The sequence below is a fragment of the Pseudomonas sp. GW821-FHT01D09 genome (genome assembly GCF_059422465.1).
Map to the genome: position 1 here is coordinate 21,714 of NZ_JBWKWY010000021.1, position 16,201 is coordinate 37,914.

Genomic DNA, 16,201 nt, shown 5'->3' on the forward strand with positions numbered 1-16,201 from the left:
TCGGCCAGCCGTGTCCGACGGGCGGCGCAAGCCTGATGACCCCGTGCAAAGAGTTGCCCTATGAATGCCCAGATAGCCTTGCTGCTTGGCCAGGACGGCATCACCAATGGCGCCATTTATGCGTTGTTGGCCTTGTCGATTCTCCTGGTGTTTACCGTGACCCGGATCCTGTTGATCCCCCAGGGTGAGTTCGTCACCTATGGCGCCCTGACCATGGCCAGCCTGCAGGCCGGCCACCCGACCGCACTGGTCTGGCTGCTGCTGGCCCTGACCCTGCTCGATGGCGCCCTCGACCTGCTCGCCTCGCTGCGCCGCCCCCACGCCTGGCGCCTACCGCGCAAGAGCCTGGTGAAGATCGCCTACGCCATGGCCATGGTGGGCCTGGTCAACACCCTGCCACTGGCGCAACTGCCCATGGCGCTGCAGGCCCTGTTGACCCTGGCGCTGGTGGTGCCCCTGGGGCCGCTGATCTATCGGCTGGCCTTCCAACCCATCGCCTCGGCCAGCTCCCTGGTGCTGCTGATCGTCTCGATTGCGGTGCATGTGAGCCTGGTGGGCATGGGCCTGTTGTTGTTCGGCCCGGAAGGCGCGCGCACCCGGCCTTTCTCCGAACAAGGCCTGGAACTGGGCCCGGTGGCGCTCAACAGCCAGACGCTGTGGATCATCGCCGCGTCCCTGGGCCTGATCATCGGCCTGTTTGTGTTCTTTGAGCGCACCCTGTACGGCAAGGCCCTGCGTGCGACGGCGGTGAACCGCATGGGCGCACGCCTGATGGGGATTTCCCCGGAGATGGCCGGCAAGAGCACCTTCGTTCTCGCGGCCCTGATCGGCACCCTGTCCGGGATCCTGATCGCGCCCATCACCACCCTGTACTTCGACTCCGGTTTCATCATCAGCCTCAAGGGCTTTGTCGGCGCCATCATGGGCGGGCTGGTCAGCTACCCGGTGGCCGCCCTCGGCGCTCTCGCGGTGGGCCTGATCGAAGCCTTCTCGATGTTCTGGGCCAGCGCCTACAAGGAGGTGATCGTCTTTACCCTGATCATTCCGTTCCTGCTGTGGCGCTCCCTCACCAGCCGTCATGTGGAGGAACACGAATGAAACCCCGCTACCTGATCCTCGCACTGATCGCCCTGCTGGGCCTGGCACCGCTGGTGCTCGCCCCCTACTACGTGACCCTGCTCAACTACATCGGCCTGTATGCCCTGGTGGTGCTTGGCCTGGTGCTGCTGACCGGCGTCGGCGGCATGACCAGCTTTGGCCAGGCCGCGTTTGTCGGCCTTGGCGCCTACACCACGGCCTGGCTGACCACCGCCGAACAACTGCCGGCCTGGCTGCACTGGGCGAGTGCCTCGCCATGGCTGACCTTGCTGGTGGGTGTGGCGCTGACGGTGACCGTGGCACTGATGCTGGGTGCCTTGACCCTGCGCCTGTCCGGGCACTATCTGCCGCTGGGCACCATCGCCTGGGGGCTTTCGCTCTACTACCTGTTCGGCACCCTGGAACCCCTGGGTGGCCATACCGGCGTCGGCGGCCTGCCAGCCATTACCCTCGGCGGGATCGCCCTGGACCAGGGTGAAGACATGTTCTACCTGATCTGGCTGGTGCTGGGCGCGGCGATGCTGGTCACCCATAACCTCCTCGACTCCCGCGAAGGCCGGGCGATCCGCGCGCTCAAGGGCGGCCAGTTGATGGCCGAGTCCATGGGGGTCAATACCTTCCGCTCGAAGATGGTGATCTTTGTTATCGCCGCACTGTTTGCCGCCGTGTCCGGCTGGCTGTACGCCCACACCCAGCGCTTCGTCAACCCGACCCCGTTCGGCCTGGGCATGGGCATCGACTACCTGTTCATGGCGTTGATCGGTGGTGTGGCGAGTATCTGGGGCGCACTGCTGGGCGCCGGCATCCTCACCGTGCTCAAGGAGTGGCTGCAAGACTGGCTGCCGCACCTGCTGGGCGACGCTGGCAACTACGAAACCATCGTCTTCGGCATCCTCATCGTGCTGCTGATGCACTGCGCGCCGGGCGGCCTGACGTCGTGGCTGGGCAAAGGGTTCAAGGTCCGCACCCGCAGCGCGCCGTTGCCCCTGGCACAGGCCCTGCCCCGGCGTGACGCCGCCGAACAAGGGACGCGCATCCTGCAAGCCAACCAGGTGACCAAGCGCTACGGCGGGCTGGTGGCCAACAACCAGATGAACCTGCATATCGACGCCGGGGAGATCCTCGCCCTGATCGGCCCTAACGGCGCCGGCAAAAGCACCCTGTTCAACCTGTTGTCCGGGGTCGATACGCCCACCTCGGGCGCCATTCATTTCAAGGGCCAGCCGATCACGGGCAAAACCTCGCGGCATGTCGCCCACTTGGGCATGAGCCGCACCTTTCAGCACGTCAAGCTGCTGCCCGGGATGAGCGTGCTGGAAAACGCCGCCCTCGGCGCCCACTTGCGCGGGCACAAGGGCGTGATCGCCGCCAGCCTGAACCTGGACCGAGCCGAGGAACAGCAACTGCTGGCCGAGGCGCGCTATCAACTGCAACGGGTCGGCCTGGGTGACTATTTACAGGAGGACGCCGCGAGCCTGGCACTGGGCCAGCAACGCATCCTGGAAATCGCCCGCGCCCTGTGCGCCGACCCGTGCCTGTTGCTGCTGGACGAACCCGCCGCAGGCCTGCGCCTCCAGGAGAAACAAGCCCTGGCCGCCCTGCTCAGGCGCCTGCGCGCCGAAGGCATGGCGATCCTGCTGGTGGAGCACGACATGGACTTCGTTATGGGCCTGGTGGATCGCGTGGTGGTCATGGAGTTCGGCCAGCCCATCGCCCAGGGCCTGCCTGAAGAAGTGCAAAACAACCCCGCCGTGCTTGAAGCCTATTTGGGAGGCGCAGACGCATGAATATGCCAATGGAACCCTGCAACGTCGGCACCACCCTGTTGCAGATCGATAACCTGAGCGTGGCCTATGGCAAGGTGCAAGCCTTGAGCAACGCCAGCCTGCGCGTCGGCGAAGGGCAGATTGTGACGGTGATCGGCCCCAATGGCGCGGGCAAGACCACCCTGCTGTCGGCGATCATGGGCGTGCTGGGCTCCCGGGGCCAGGTCAACTTCGACGGCACCCTGGAAACCGTGCCCGAGGTGGAAGTGATGGTCGGCCGCGGCCTGGGCCTGGTGCCGGAAAAGCGCGAACTCTTCACTTCGATGAGCGTGGCGGACAACCTGCTGCTGGGCGCCTTCCAGCGCCACCGCCGGGGCGAGCGCGACCACGGCCAGACCTTCAAGCAGGTGTACGACCTGTTCCCGCGCCTGTGGGAACGGCGCGAACAGTTGGCCGCCACCTTGTCCGGTGGCGAGCGGCAGATGCTTGCGGTGGGCCGGGCGCTGATGGCCAAGCCACGCCTGCTGATGCTCGATGAGCCCAGCCTGGGCCTGGCGCCCCTGGTGACCCGCGAGATCTTCCGCATCATCAGCAGCCTGCGCGAGCAAGGGGTGTCGATCCTGCTGGTGGAACAGAATGCCCGGGCCGCGCTGCGGGTCGCCGACTACGCCTATGTCCTGGAAACCGGCCAGATCGCCATGCACGGCCCCGCCCGGCAACTGGCCGACGACCCACGGGTGATCGAGGCGTACCTGGGGCTGAGCAGCAAGCATCAGGAAATGCTTGCGACCTGATAACCCCATGCAACCCCACTGTGGGCGACGTCAATCTCGCGAATATGCAACAATTGACCGTTGCCCACTACTCGAAGCCTGAGCATGACCACCGCGAAAAAACGTGTGAATCGTCATAACCCTGCCAGCCAGGAGTTCAAGAAAGAAGAGTTTCCCTTCTACTGGCTCGCCCGGGTCAACGGGCGCTATTCCATGGCGATGGAAAAGGCCCTGAAAAAAATCGACATGGACATCCCCCGCTGGCGCATCCTCTTGATCCTCAAGGACAACGGCGCGTCGAGCATCTCGGAAATCTCCACCCACGCCATTGCCAAGCTGCCGACGATCACCAAGATCGTCTACCGCATGAAAGCCGACGGCCTGGTGCAGACCAATGTCTGCTCCAACGATGGGCGCGTCACCCAGGTCTCGCTGACAGAGGTCGGGTACGAAACCATCGCGCAGAGCCACAAGATCACGGCGGATATCTTCAAGAACAGCTTCAAGGGCCTGACGGACGCGCAGCTCAACAAGCTCAACAGCTTGCTCGAAACCCTGTTCGACAACCTGCCCGAAGACTGACCCCCTGTGGATCAATAACGGATCATCACCGACTTGAGCTCGGTATAGGCCTCGATAAACGCATCGCCAAACTCGCGGCCCATGCCCGAGGCTTTGACCCCGCCGAATGGCAGCGCCGGGTCAAGAAAGGTGTGCATATTGACCCATACCGTGCCGGCCTCTATCTGTGGGATCAGGCGCAGCGCCTTGGACAGGTTGTTGGTCCACAGGCTGGCCGTCAGGCCGTAGGGCGAGTCGTTCATCAGGGTCACCAGTTCCTCCTCCGTGTCGTAGGGCAATACACAGAGCACCGGGCCAAAGGCTTCTTCTTGCAGCAACGGATCATCCGGGCCATTGGCCAGGATCAGCGTCGGCTCGACAAAGTAGCCCGGCCGGTCAATGGCCTTGGCCCCGCAGATTACGGTGTTGTTCTGGTTGGCCCGGGCGAAGAAGTCGAGAATCTTCTCCAGGTGCGCCTGGTTGGCCAGCGGGCCAAACTGGGTGCTCTCATCGAGGGGCGAGCCAACCTTCAGGGCGCCCAGGGCCTGCCCGAGTTTTTCCAGGAACTCACTGATCCGCGAACGATGCACATAGAGGCGTTCCGGCGAGGCGCACACCTGGCCCTGGTGCACATAAGCCATCTGCACCATGCCGGCCACGGCCTGATCCATCTCGACATCGGCCAACAGCGCCGCCGGGTTCTTGCCACCCAGCTCCAGGGTCGCCCGCGTGAGGTCAGCGGCCATCGCCGCCTTACCCACGGCAATCCCGGTCGGCACCGAGCCGGTGAACGCAACTTTGCTGACCTGGGCATGGGCAATCAATTGCTGCCCCACCTGCCCGGTGCCATTGACCACGTTAAAGGCGCCCGCCGGCACACCGGCTTCAAACGCCAGCTCGGCTACCCGCAACAGGGTCAACGGCGTGTATTCGCTGGGCTTGACCACGATGGTGCAGCCGGTGACCAGCGCCGAAGCGATCTTCCAGATGCCGATCATCACCGAGAAGTTCCACGGCACAATCCCGGCAACCACCCCCACCGGCTCGCGCAAGGTGTAGGCCATGTACTGCTCGCCGCCCATGGACGGAATCGAAGGGCTCATGGTCTGGCCGTTGATCTTGCTCGCCCAGCCGGCGAAGTAGCGCAGGAACACCACGCTCTGGGCCATTTCCAGGCCGCGTGACAGGTTGATCGACTTGCCCGAACACAGGGTCTCCAGTTGCGCCAATTCCTCGGCATGGGTTTCCAGCAGGTCGGCAAAGGTGTTGAGGATCACGCCACGGGCATAGGGCGAGGTGTCTGCCCAAGCGCCTTTGAAGGCCTTGCGCGCACTGGCGACGGCATCCTCGATATCCTCGTCGCTGGCATCGACGATGTGGCTGATCACCTGGCCGTTGGCCGGGTTATGGATGGCGATCTGCTGGGTAGACGTGCTAGGCCGGTAGGCGCCATCAATAAAGTTGGCCGGTGCGCGGGCAAGGAATTCGGTAACGGCGGGTAGCAAGGCAATGTCGCTCATAAACAGGGTTCCTCAAGGCAATCATCAGTGCGGCGCCCGATGGGCGCCGCTCATGGGGGGATCAGGTATGGGCCAGGCCGACTTCCAGGGCATGGCAGATCAGGTCGGCTTCTTCCAGCGTCAGGGTCAGGGGCGGCGAGAGGATGATCTTGGTCCCCACCGGGCGCACCAGCACCCCTTCCAGGCGCACACGCTCGGCCAGGCGCGAGGCGTAGCCCAGGGCCGGGTCGATGGGGGTGCGCAGACGCTTGTCGCTCACCAGGTCCAGGGCAAGCATCAGGCCTTTGCCGCGCACCTCGCCCACCACGTCAAAGCGTTCACTCAATGGTTTGAGCCGCTCCAGCAGATAGGCGCCGACCTTCGCCGCGTTGCCTGGCAGGTCTTCCTGCTCGACGATATCCAGCACCGCCAGGGACGCCGCGCAGGCCGTGGGATGGCCGCTGTAGGTGTAGCCGTGCATGATCACCTGGCCGAAGTTGTCGGCGGTTTCGATAGCCCGGGCAATGCGCCCATTGAATACCGTGGCGCCCAACGGGATGTAGCCGGCGGAGATGCCCTTGGCCAGGCACAGAATGTCCGGCGCCACGCCCCAGCCCCGCGAACCGAGCATCGAACCGCTGCGCCCGAAACCGGTGACCACTTCATCGGCAATCAGCAAAATACCGTAGCGATCACACACCGCGCGCAGCTGCGGCCAGTAGCCCGCAGGCGGCACAATCACCCCGCCCGCGCCCTGCACCGGCTCGGCGATGAACGCCGCAATGGTCTGCGGCCCCAGCGCGCGGATCTGCTCCTCCAATTGGCGAATGCAGTGGGCGGTCAGGGCCTGGGGATCGCTGCAGTCCCAGGGGTTGCGATAAGACCAGGGGCTGTCGAGCAGCGTGCAGCCTTCAAGCAGTGGCCCATGGTTGAAGTGATAGGCACTGATCCCGCCGACCGAGGTGCCGCCCATGTGCACGCCGTGGTAGCCATTGCGCAAGGACAGGAACCGGGTGCGCTCGGGCTCCCCGGCGGCAATCCAATACTGGCGGCTCATTTTCAGGGCGGTTTCGATGGCATCGGAGCCACCGCTGGAAAACAACACCCGTTGCATATCTTCCTGGGCAAACATCCCGGTCAAGCGCTCCGCCAGGTCATACACCCGGGGATGGGCAATGCCGTCGAAGGTCTGGTAGTACGCCAGCTCGTCCATCTGGCGATGGATCGCCTGCTTGACGCTTTCGCGGTTATGGCCGACGTTGACGTTCCACAACCCGGCGATGCCGTCGAGCATGCGCCAGCCATGGATATCGGTGACGTAGTTGCCATTGCCCCTGGCGATGATCAGGGTCTGTTCGCCCGCAGCGGCTGCGGCCGCTCGCATTGGGTGCCAGAATTTTTTTTCGGCGTTCTGATAATGCGTGTACATGATTGCACTCCCTTCCGAAGAGGCGGACCGAGAGGTTTCGGACCCGTCTGGACTGTAGGGAGCAACGCGGTCGGGCCGTTAACCAAATTCGGCACACTTGCCACAAGGCTGCCCAATGGGTTGCATGCCCCAGGGCAACCGTGATGTATTGAGGCGCAAACCGCCGCAGGGGATGTTCAACCACCGGCGGCTACCCGCACACCGGTGATGACCATGACGCAGATCGAAAGCCTTAGCTTTACCGACGCCAGCCAGCACGCGCGCTCGGTACACGACTGGGACCAGACCTACGACCAGCTGTCCCCCGGCCGGTTTGCCAGCCGTTTGCGGCAGCTGTGCAGCGGGCCCTTCCAGATATTCCACGAGCAGTTGAACCGGCGCATCGTGCAATACGGCCAGTCGCCCGCCGAGCGCATGTGCTTTTCGATTCCGCTGTGCACCAACAGCCAGGGCACGCAGAACTGCCTGGCCATCCTGAACACCCATGAAGAATTCATGTTCCACGCCCCGGAAAACACCCAGATCTTTGCCGCGACCTTTGCCCGCGACAAAGTCCTGAGGCTGGCCGCGCTAAACCTGAGCCCACGCAGCTACCGGCAACTGACCACGGCACCGTCGCTGCAGTCGCCCTGGCAGCGCACCAGCGAACTGCACCAGCGCATCCGGCAGCAACTGGGCCAGGCACTGGATTGCACGCCGCAACGCTTCAATGAGGCCACGGCCAAACTGATGGAACACAGCCTGCTCGGTGGTTTCCTGGACCTGCTGGGGAGCGTGGAGAGCGCTGGAAAACGCCGGCGCCCCAGTGTGCCGGCACGTCAGACGCTGGTGAAAATGAGCCAGCAGATCGCCCTCGCCAGCCATGACGAGCCCATCACCATTCTTGATCTGTGCCAGCGCCTGCACGTCAGCCGACGCGCGCTGCAGTACAGCTTCCAGACCATCGCCGACACCAACCCGGTGGATTACCTGCGCAGCGTGCGCCTGAATGCGGTACGGCGGCGCCTGGCCATGTCCTCGCCAGCCGAGGTGAGCATTGGCGATGCGGCGGCCCAATGGGGCTTTTACCACCTGAGCCACTTTGCCAGCCAGTACAAGGCCCTGTTTGGCGAACTACCCTCGCAGACCCTGCGACAACGCTGAGTGCGGCTGCGCGGCCGTTACCCCATGCAGGAACATCTGCTCCATCACCCAGGCCGTTCCCGCCGGCGCGGCGCGGCCCAGGCGCTCCGCCTCGACCAGGCCACACAGTAGCGATGTAAACAGCTCGGTCATCACCGCCGCCGCGATATCGATGCGAAACACCCCAGCCTGCTGCCCTTGCAGGAAGAAGCGGTCCAAAACGCTGAGGTACGCTTGCCAACCATGGTTGTTCAAGGTGTCCGGCCGGTACTGGAACACCATGAACAACACCCACTCACGGTGCGCCAGGTGCTTGTCGATCAAGTCCCGCAGGGCCTCGGCCGGTGCTGCGCACACAAGGTCCGAGTCGTCGACCACCTGCTGCATGACCTCGCGCGAGTACGCCAACAGCATCTCGATCAGGTTTTCCCGCGTGCCGCAGAAGCGGTGCAGCGTGGCCTTGCTGATGCCGGCCGCGCGCGCCAGTTCCTGGAGCGTGGCCCGGGGATGGTCAACGATGGCAACGGCCAGGGCCTTGAGAAGTTTTTCGTTGGGAGCGGGCGAAGACATGGCAACTGGCTCATTGGTTGGGCGTGAAGTGGAAGGCATTGTGCCGAAAATCCCCCCGACCTCAAGGAAAATGACATTTTTAAACACAAAAGAATCTTTTGAGACATTATTGTCTCAATAGGGTCAGCTATATATCATGCGCACCTTTCCAGACCTAGCCTCCAGGTGACACATGAACGCTTTGCGCGACCTGCGTATTTTCAGCTTTGCCGCAGTGGCCCTTGTCGGCCTCGCCGGCTGTGGCGCCCCCGACCAGCCCGAAACGGCCCCGCCGCCCCGGGAAGTGGAGACCGTGACTGTCGCCCCCGAGGCCTTCTCCCTGTCCACGGAACTGCCCGGGCGTATCGAGCCGGTCCGGGTGGCGCAGGTGCGGGCCCGGGTGGCCGGGATCGTGTTGCGGCGCCACTTCGAGGAAGGCGCCGAGATCAAGGCCGGCGACCTGCTGTTCCAGATCGACCCCGCGCCCCTCAAGGCCGCTGCGTCGCGGGCCCAGGGCGAGCTGGCACGGATCGAGGCGCAGTTGTTCGAGAACCAAGCCAAGGTCAAGCGCTATGAACAACTGGCCGACGTCGAAGCCATCAGTCGCCAGGACCTCGACACCGCCCGCGCCGCCCTGAAAAGCAGCCAGGCCGCCCAGCAATCGGCACGGGCCGACCTGGAAACCGCCGGCTTGAGCCTGGGCTACGCCACCGTGCGCGCGCCGATCTCCGGGCGTATCGGCCGCGCCCTGGTGACCGAGGGCGCCCTGGTCGGCCAAGGCGAAGCGACATTGATGGCTAGCATCCAGCAACTGGACCCGATCTACGCCGACTTCACCCAACCGGTGGCCCAGGCGCTGAAACTGCGCCAGGCCCTCAAGCACGGCAGCTTGTCGGCGGGCGACCCGTCGCAGCTGTCGTTGCAGGTCGAAGGCACCGACTACCACAGCCAGGGCACGCTGTTGTTCTCTGATATTGCAGTAGACCGTGGCACCGGCCAGGTATCGTTGCGCGGGCGCTTCAGCAACCCTGAAGGGGTGTTGTTGCCGGGCATGTATGTGCGCGTGAACGTGCCCCAGGGCACCGACCAGCAAGCCTTGCTCGTGCCTCAGCGCGCCGTGCAGCGCGGCAGCGACGGCCAGGCCCAGGTACTGGTGGTGGATGCCGACGACCGTGTCAGCCCGCGCGCCGTCCAAACCGGCGCCATGCAGGGCCAACGCTGGCAGATCACCCAGGGCCTGGAGGCCGGTGACCGGGTGATTATCGGCGGCCAAGCCGGCCTCGCCCCGGGTGACAAAGTGGTGCTTAAAGCCCCCGCGGCCCCCACTGCCCAACAACAAGCAGCACGCCAGTAAGCCCGGCATCACCGCGTTCGAGGTCTCACCATGTCTGTGTTTTTTATCAAGCGCCCCAAGTTTGCCTGGGTCATTGCGTTATTTATCTCCATGGCCGGGCTGCTGATCATCCCGGCCCTGCCGGTGGCCCAATACCCGAGTGTCGCCCCGCCGCAAATCACCGTCACCGCCACCTACCCCGGGGCGTCGGCCAAGGTGCTGGTGGATTCGGTGACCAGTGTCATCGAGGAAGAACTCAATGGCGCCAAGGGCCTGCTCTACTTCGACTCCACCAGCAACTCCAACGGCATGGCGGAAATCGTCGTGACCTTCAAGCCCGGCACCCAACCGGACATGGCCCAGGTCGAGGTCCAGAACCGCCTGAAAAAAGCCGAGGCGCGCATGCCCCAGGCGGTGCTCAGCCAGGGGATCCAGGTGGAGCAGACCAGCGCGGGCTTTCTGCTGATCTACGCCCTGAGCTACAAGAAGGACACGGGCAATCAGGATACGACCCTGCTGGCCGACTACGCGGCGCGCAATATCAACAACGAAATCCGCCGGGTCGAAGGCGTGGGCAAGCTGCAATTCTTTGCCGCGGAAGCCGCCATGCGCATCTGGCTCGATCCGCAAAGCCTGGTGGGCTACGGCTTGTCCATCGACGATGTGAGCCGGGCCATCAGCGCGCAGAACGTCCAGGTGCCCGCAGGCAGCTTCGGCAGCTCGCCGGGCGCCGTCGGCCAGGAATTGACCGCGACCCTGGCGGTCAAGGGCACCCTGGACAACCCCGAGGAATTTGGGCGCATTGTGCTGCGCGCCAATCAGGATGGTTCCAAGGTGACCCTGGCCGATGTGGCGAGGATCGAGGTCGGCAGCCAGGACTACAACTTCGCCACGCGCCTCAATGGCAAGCCGGCAGTGGGTGCAGCGGTGCAATTGTCGCCGGGGGCCAACGCGCTGAAGACCGCCAGTGCGGTCAAGGAGCGCCTGCAGGAGTTGTCGGTCAATTTTGCGCCCAACGTCGAGTTCTCGGTGCCGTATGACACCTCGCGGTTTGTCGACGTGGCCATTGAGAAAGTGATCTATACCCTGGTCGAGGCCATGGTCCTGGTGTTCCTGGTGATGTTCCTGTTCCTGCAGAACGTGCGCTATACCCTGATCCCCAGCATCGTGGTGCCGGTGTGCCTGCTGGGCACGCTGATGGTGATGTACCTGCTGGGCTTCTCGGTGAACATGATGACCATGTTCGGCATGGTGCTGGCCATCGGCATCCTGGTGGACGACGCCATTGTGGTGGTGGAAAACGTCGAGCGGATCATGGCCGATGAGGGTCTGTCGCCAGCCGCCGCGACGGTCAAGGCCATGGGCCAGGTGTCGGGGGCGATCATCGGGATTACCATGGTGCTGTCGGCGGTGTTCCTGCCCCTGGCCTTCATGGCTGGCTCGGTGGGGGTCATCTACCAGCAGTTTTCCCTGACCCTGGCGGTGTCGATTCTGTTCTCCGGCTTCCTCGCCCTGACCTTCACCCCGGCCCTGTGCGCGACCCTGCTCAAGCCCGTGGCCGAGGGGCATCATGAGAAACGCGGATTCTTTGGCGCCTTCAACCGCCTGTTCGGGCGCCTCACCGACCGCTACAGCGCGCTCAATCATCACCTGGTCAAACGCACCGGGCGGGTGATGCTGGTGTACCTGGGGCTGGTGGCCCTGCTGGGCTTTACCTACCTGCGCCTGCCGGAGTCCTTCGTGCCCGTGGAAGACCAGGGCTATATGATCGTTGACGTGCAACTGCCACCCGGCGCCTCGCGGGAACGGACCTCGACCACCGGCCAGGAACTGGAACAGTTCCTGGCCTCCCGCGAGGCGGTCGCCAGCACCTTCCTGGTGCTGGGCTTCAGCTTCTCCGGGATGGGCGAAAACGCCGGCCTGGCTTTTCCGACCCTCAAGGACTGGTCACTGCGCGGCGATGACCAATCTGCCGAAGCCGAAACCGCCGGGGTCAATCAACACTTTGCCAACCCCAGCGACGGCGCAATCATGGCGGTGAGCCCACCGCCCATCGACGGCATGGGTAACTCCGGGGGCTTCTCCCTGCGCCTGCAGGACCGTGCAGGCCTGGGCCGCGAAGCCTTGCTGGCGGCACGGGACCAGTTGCTGGGCCAGGCCAACGGCAACCCGAAGATCCTCTACGCCATGATGGAAGGCCTGGCCGAGGCCCCGCAATTGCGCCTGACCATCGACCGGGAAAAAGCCGAGGCCCTGGGGGTGGGGTTTGATGCGATCAACAGCACTCTGTCCACCGCGTTCGGTTCGGCGGTGGTCAATGACTTTGCCAATGCCGGGCGTCAGCAGCGGGTGGTGGTACAGGCCGACCAGCGCGACCGGATGACGCCGGACAGCGTGCTCAAGCTCTTCATCCCCAATAACCTCGGGGCCCTGGTGCCCATGAGTGCCTTTGTCAGCACCCAGTGGGAACAAGGCCCGGTGCAGATTGCCCGCTATAACGGCTACCCGTCGATCCGTATTGCCGGCGATGCCCCACCCGGCGTCAGCACCGGGCAAGCCATGGCCGAGATCGAACGCCTGGTGTCGGAATTGCCGGCGGGCATCGGCTATGAATGGACCGGTTTGTCCTACCAGGAAAAGATCGCCAGCGGCCAGGCCTTGCAGCTGTTTGCCCTGGCCTTTGTGGTGGTGTTCCTGCTGCTGGTGGCGCTGTATGAAAGCTGGGCCATCCCCTTTGTGGTGATGCTGATCGTCCCGGTGGGCGCCCTCGGCTCGGTGCTGGCCGTGACCAGCCTGGGTATGCCCAACGACGTGTACTTCAAGGTCGGGCTGATCACCATCATTGGCCTGGGGGCCAAGAATGCGATCCTGATCGTCGAGTTTGCCAAGGACCTGTGGGCCCAGGGCTACTCCCTGCGCGATGCGGCCATCGAAGCCGCGCGCCTGCGCTTTCGCCCCATCGTCATGACCTCCATGGCCTTCATCCTCGGCGTGGTGCCCCTGGCCATCGCCACCGGCGCGGGTGCTGCCAGCCAACGCGCCATCGGCACCGGCGTGGTCGGCGGGATGCTCAGCGCGACGGTATTGGGGGTGATTTTTGTGCCGGTGTTCTTTGTCTGGGTGCTGTCGATGCTCAAGCCAAAATCGGCCCCCCATCAGGGTGACAACACACTGCCAGCCACGCGGGTCAAGGAGTAAGGGATAACGAAAATCAACTGTGGGAACTGTCGCAGCCTCGCAGGGGCTCGGTGGTTCCCTGGCGGCGGTGTCGCCGACGTCAACCTGCGGCGGCGATCGCCAGGGCCAGTTGCGCGTCAGACATCAGCGCTGGCTTGTAGGCCGAACGGTAATACCTGCACGCCTGCTCAAACTGCGCACCACGGATCTCGCCATCGGAACCAATAAACGCCAGCGCGTCACTTTTGGACGATTTGAAAAGCTCTGGGATATATAAGGTTCCCGCAGTGGCTCCCGAGGTGATCACAAAGGGCGCTACCGAGGTGAGCATAAGCGCCGCCTGGAACGGGTTATTGTTTTCGGCGGCCACCGCCTGAGTGCCAGCCACCAGCAGGAGGGTGATTGCCAGAGGGTGCCAAAAATCCATGGGTGAGTGCTTCCTTGCGTTCAGAGGGGCGCCACGATAACAGAGTTGGGGAGGTGTGTTTGGCCGCCCACCTTATCTGTGCGGGCTATAGGAATGGTTTGGCAGGTTTTGCGCAGGCACAAAAAAGCCGATCTGGCTGATCGGCTTAAGCATCTGGCTTTACTCAGAAAATATAGTCGGGACGGAGTGATTCAAACACTCGCCCCCTAGCCCCCCATCTCCTTTTTCATACTTCTTGAAAGACTCAAAAATTTCACTCTGGATTTTTCTAAGCTAGTCTTTACTTGAGCTCCAGCGGTGCTCGGTTCAACGAGAGTCCAGGTCGATATCACCGCGAGGCCTTGCGTGACCGGAAAGTGGCAATGACCGCTCCCGTGATGATCAGCACTGCGGGAATTATCAGGATCGGCTTGGCATCGCTTTGCCCCACGGCAATAAGCAGCAGGGTGGAGAACAGCGGCGCCAGGTAAGACAGGGCGCCAAGCATCACTAGGTTTCCGTGTTTGGTCGCGTGATCCCAGGCGAAGAAGGCCAGACCCACTGGGCCCAACCCCAGGGCGATGATTGCTGCGTATTGGCCTGCGTCCGGCCGCACCGTGGTTTCAAAAGCCAGGTGGCAGAGCAGCCCAGCCACTGCGATCAGGCCGCAAATACCACCGATGATGCTGCTTGAGACATTACTGAAACGCCGGTTGACCACCGAATAGATCGACCAGACCCACGCGCAGGCAAAGGCTGCGGCATAACCGATAAGCGGCATGCCGACGCTTTCACCCTGGGCACGCTGTTGCATGATGAAGGCTGTCCCCGCCAGGCCGAGCAAGGCTCCTAGCAGTTGGCGCTTGCGCAACGACTCGCCAGTAGAAAACCCTGAGAGCAGGACGATCAATAGAGGCCACAGGTAGGCAATCAGGCTGGCCTCAGCCGCCGGTGCGGTCTTCAGGGCAAAGAAATACAACGAGTGGTAAATGAAGATGCCGGCGAACCCCGTTGCCCATACATACCAGGGCTGTCGCCAACTGCTGAACCCCCCAGCGCCACGCAAGCCGAGTATGCAGATACTCGCCACGAACGCGACGGCAAAACTCGATGCCAGCAACTGAAAGGCCGGGATTCCGGCTGTCAAGGTGGTCAGTAGCGCCAGACACGCCCACAGGAACACCGCAATCACTCCAATCAGAGTGGCACCTACGGCGCTTTTGGTGATGGCGCTGGATGCGTTAGTCGTGTTCATGCTAGCCCGTCTGCGGATAATCCTGATGCGGGGACAATAGATAGGTTGTACGAGGACGTATTGATCAAGCCCGCTAAAAAATTGTTCAAGTCTGCTGCTTTTAGTGGCCGCGCGCTTGCTTGCGCACCGAGGCCGGGGTCAGGTTACGGGCTTTCTTCAGGGCATGGCTCAGTGCACTCTGGTCGGCGTAACCGGCGCGATGCGCAATCTCAGTGATCGACAGAGCGGTCTGGTGCAACAGGTCGATGGCCAGATTGAGGCGCAAGGTCGCTATATGGGTAAACGGGGTGATTTTCAGGTGCCGCCCGAACAGGACATACAAGCGCCGCTCGCTGGTCCCAGCGTTACGGGCAATGTCATACACCGTCATGGGCGTACTCAAGTGCTGTTCGATGTAGGCCAATGCCCTGGCGAGGATAAACTGCCCGGGATCGTTCGGCGCAACCTCTGGCTGCAATAAAGAACCCAGCAGCAACCGGCTCCATGACTCAGCCATCGTAGGCGAACTGATCAACCGTGGTCCATTGCTGCTTGCGTAATCGAGCAAATGACGAATATCGGGCCTGACCGCAAAAAAGCGTTTTTCATTGAGAGGGTCAAGTAACTGTACGGTGCTTTTGTGCACATCGGCACGCTGAGTCAATACGTCCAGCACTAGGAAACTGTTATGGGTGTTGGCGAGGAATGTATGCCGGGCCCCGGAGGCGATCACCACGCCCTGGCTCGCATCGACCTTGCCACCGCGTCCATCGACCTCAATCTCCATACAACCGGACTGGGGCAGGACGATTTGATGAAAGTCATGTTCGTGAAGCTCGACCTGACCAGAATAGGAGCGCAGAGCCAGAGAGAATGGTTCGGGGGCCTTAGAGTTCATCCATCACTCTCCTTAATCCGAGGCACTTATCTTACGTCAACGGTAACTCCAGGAACCAGCCTGCTAACGGTAGCAATTGCAGTCAAGTAACTGCGGTTAACTTGATCACGTGTGAACACAGGAATTACACCTCTTCCTGAGATACGATCTTCGACAGGCATAAGCACGTGCTTAACGTAATCGTACGGATCATGCTGACCGTGGGTAGGCCACTACAAACATTTTGCGGCTATGACAGAGGCGAAAAACACCACTTCACCCGTTCCGCCCCAATGCTTCTTACCGCCAACTTGAAAGATCGCACTGCCGCGCAATCACGTCCCTCAGATGAACATCTCACGTGCATGATTTTCATG

13 protein-coding genes are annotated in these 16,201 nt (G+C 62.7%); 7 read left to right on the plus strand and 6 right to left on the minus strand.

Annotated features, from left to right (window positions below):
* The first annotated feature begins 60 nt into the window (after positions 1-60).
* From AC07W7_RS18095 to AC07W7_RS18110, 4 genes are all read left to right on the plus strand, one after another.
* On the plus strand, positions 61-1,098 hold the full coding sequence (locus tag AC07W7_RS18095; protein ID WP_076961378.1) for a branched-chain amino acid ABC transporter permease: 1,038 nt from the start codon (positions 61-63) through the stop codon (positions 1,096-1,098).
* Positions 1,095-2,885 (plus strand): branched-chain amino acid ABC transporter ATP-binding protein/permease, encoded by a 1,791-nt coding sequence (locus AC07W7_RS18100; protein WP_495039831.1) that lies wholly within the window; start codon positions 1,095-1,097, stop codon positions 2,883-2,885. Before AC07W7_RS18095 ends, AC07W7_RS18100 begins: the two co-directional genes overlap by 4 nt.
* Entirely contained in the window at positions 2,882-3,658 is a 777-nt protein-coding gene (locus AC07W7_RS18105) for an ABC transporter ATP-binding protein (RefSeq protein WP_495039832.1), read from the plus strand. Before AC07W7_RS18100 ends, AC07W7_RS18105 begins: the two co-directional genes overlap by 4 nt.
* An 84-nt stretch (positions 3,659-3,742) precedes the next feature.
* Positions 3,743-4,219, plus strand: coding sequence for a MarR family winged helix-turn-helix transcriptional regulator (locus AC07W7_RS18110; RefSeq protein ID WP_099168534.1), 477 nt, complete (start codon positions 3,743-3,745; stop codon positions 4,217-4,219).
* Positions 4,220-4,230: 11 nt separating this feature from the next.
* Here the strand turns inward: AC07W7_RS18110 and AC07W7_RS18115 are convergent, their stop codons facing one another.
* The gene (locus AC07W7_RS18115) at positions 4,231-5,718 is read right to left on the minus strand and encodes an aldehyde dehydrogenase family protein (RefSeq protein WP_169864332.1); all 1,488 of its coding nucleotides are present in this window, start codon (positions 5,716-5,718) and stop codon (positions 4,231-4,233) included.
* 61 nt (positions 5,719-5,779) lie between these two features.
* Entirely contained in the window at positions 5,780-7,126 is a 1,347-nt protein-coding gene (locus AC07W7_RS18120; protein ID WP_495039833.1) for an aminotransferase class III-fold pyridoxal phosphate-dependent enzyme, read from the minus strand.
* A gap of 213 nt (positions 7,127-7,339) precedes the next feature.
* Here AC07W7_RS18120 and AC07W7_RS18125 point away from each other — a divergent pair, with 213 nt between their 5' ends.
* Positions 7,340-8,269 carry a helix-turn-helix domain-containing protein gene (locus AC07W7_RS18125; protein ID WP_169900421.1) on the plus strand — a complete coding sequence of 310 codons (930 nt, stop codon included), beginning with the start codon at positions 7,340-7,342 and terminating at the stop codon, positions 8,267-8,269.
* Here AC07W7_RS18125 and AC07W7_RS18130 read toward each other — a convergent pair.
* On the minus strand, positions 8,240-8,818 hold the full coding sequence (locus AC07W7_RS18130; RefSeq protein ID WP_495039834.1) for a TetR/AcrR family transcriptional regulator: 579 nt from the start codon (positions 8,816-8,818) through the stop codon (positions 8,240-8,242). The genes AC07W7_RS18125 and AC07W7_RS18130 overlap by 30 nt on opposite strands.
* A gap of 181 nt (positions 8,819-8,999) precedes the next feature.
* Here AC07W7_RS18130 and AC07W7_RS18135 point away from each other — a divergent pair, with 181 nt between their 5' ends.
* Both AC07W7_RS18135 and AC07W7_RS18140 read left to right on the plus strand, forming a co-directional pair.
* Complete coding sequence (locus tag AC07W7_RS18135) at positions 9,000-10,151, plus strand: efflux RND transporter periplasmic adaptor subunit (RefSeq protein WP_495039852.1); 1,152 nt, start codon at positions 9,000-9,002, stop codon at positions 10,149-10,151.
* A gap of 30 nt (positions 10,152-10,181) precedes the next feature.
* A complete protein-coding gene (locus tag AC07W7_RS18140) occupies positions 10,182-13,328 on the plus strand; it encodes a multidrug efflux RND transporter permease subunit (RefSeq protein ID WP_495039835.1) in 3,147 nt (1,048 codons plus the stop codon).
* 79 nt (positions 13,329-13,407) lie between these two features.
* Here the strand turns inward: AC07W7_RS18140 and AC07W7_RS18145 are convergent, their stop codons facing one another.
* From AC07W7_RS18145 to AC07W7_RS18155, 3 genes are all read right to left on the minus strand, one after another.
* On the minus strand, positions 13,408-13,734 hold the full coding sequence (locus AC07W7_RS18145) for a DUF2388 domain-containing protein (RefSeq protein WP_495039836.1): 327 nt from the start codon (positions 13,732-13,734) through the stop codon (positions 13,408-13,410).
* Positions 13,735-14,062: 328 nt separating this feature from the next.
* The gene (yddG, locus tag AC07W7_RS18150) at positions 14,063-14,968 is read right to left on the minus strand and encodes an aromatic amino acid exporter YddG (RefSeq protein WP_495039837.1); all 906 of its coding nucleotides are present in this window, start codon (positions 14,966-14,968) and stop codon (positions 14,063-14,065) included.
* A 100-nt stretch (positions 14,969-15,068) separates the two neighbouring features.
* The gene (locus AC07W7_RS18155; protein ID WP_495039838.1) at positions 15,069-15,845 is read right to left on the minus strand and encodes a helix-turn-helix domain-containing protein; all 777 of its coding nucleotides are present in this window, start codon (positions 15,843-15,845) and stop codon (positions 15,069-15,071) included.
* Positions 15,846-16,201: the final 356 nt, after the last annotated feature.

Bases quoted from the DNA above. Each gene is read 5' to 3' on its own strand.
- AC07W7_RS18155 (WP_495039838.1), bottom strand. From the start codon at position 15,845: ATGAACTCTAAGGCCCCCGAACCATTCTCTCTGGCTCTGCGCTCCTAT.
- AC07W7_RS18130 (WP_495039834.1), bottom strand. From the start codon at position 8,818: ATGTCTTCGCCCGCTCCCAACGAAAAACTTCTCAAGGCCCTGGCCGTT.
- AC07W7_RS18105 (WP_495039832.1), top strand. From the start codon at position 2,882: ATGAATATGCCAATGGAACCCTGCAACGTCGGCACCACCCTGTTGCAG.
- AC07W7_RS18145 (WP_495039836.1), bottom strand. From the start codon at position 13,734: ATGGATTTTTGGCACCCTCTGGCAATCACCCTCCTGCTGGTGGCTGGC.
- AC07W7_RS18095 (WP_076961378.1), top strand. From the start codon at position 61: ATGAATGCCCAGATAGCCTTGCTGCTTGGCCAGGACGGCATCACCAAT.
- AC07W7_RS18100 (WP_495039831.1), top strand. From the start codon at position 1,095: ATGAAACCCCGCTACCTGATCCTCGCACTGATCGCCCTGCTGGGCCTG.
- AC07W7_RS18115 (WP_169864332.1), bottom strand. From the start codon at position 5,718: ATGAGCGACATTGCCTTGCTACCCGCCGTTACCGAATTCCTTGCCCGC.
- AC07W7_RS18125 (WP_169900421.1), top strand. From the start codon at position 7,340: ATGACGCAGATCGAAAGCCTTAGCTTTACCGACGCCAGCCAGCACGCG.
- AC07W7_RS18110 (WP_099168534.1), top strand. From the start codon at position 3,743: ATGACCACCGCGAAAAAACGTGTGAATCGTCATAACCCTGCCAGCCAG.
- AC07W7_RS18120 (WP_495039833.1), bottom strand. From the start codon at position 7,126: ATGTACACGCATTATCAGAACGCCGAAAAAAAATTCTGGCACCCAATG.
- yddG (WP_495039837.1), bottom strand. From the start codon at position 14,968: ATGAACACGACTAACGCATCCAGCGCCATCACCAAAAGCGCCGTAGGT.
- AC07W7_RS18140 (WP_495039835.1), top strand. From the start codon at position 10,182: ATGTCTGTGTTTTTTATCAAGCGCCCCAAGTTTGCCTGGGTCATTGCG.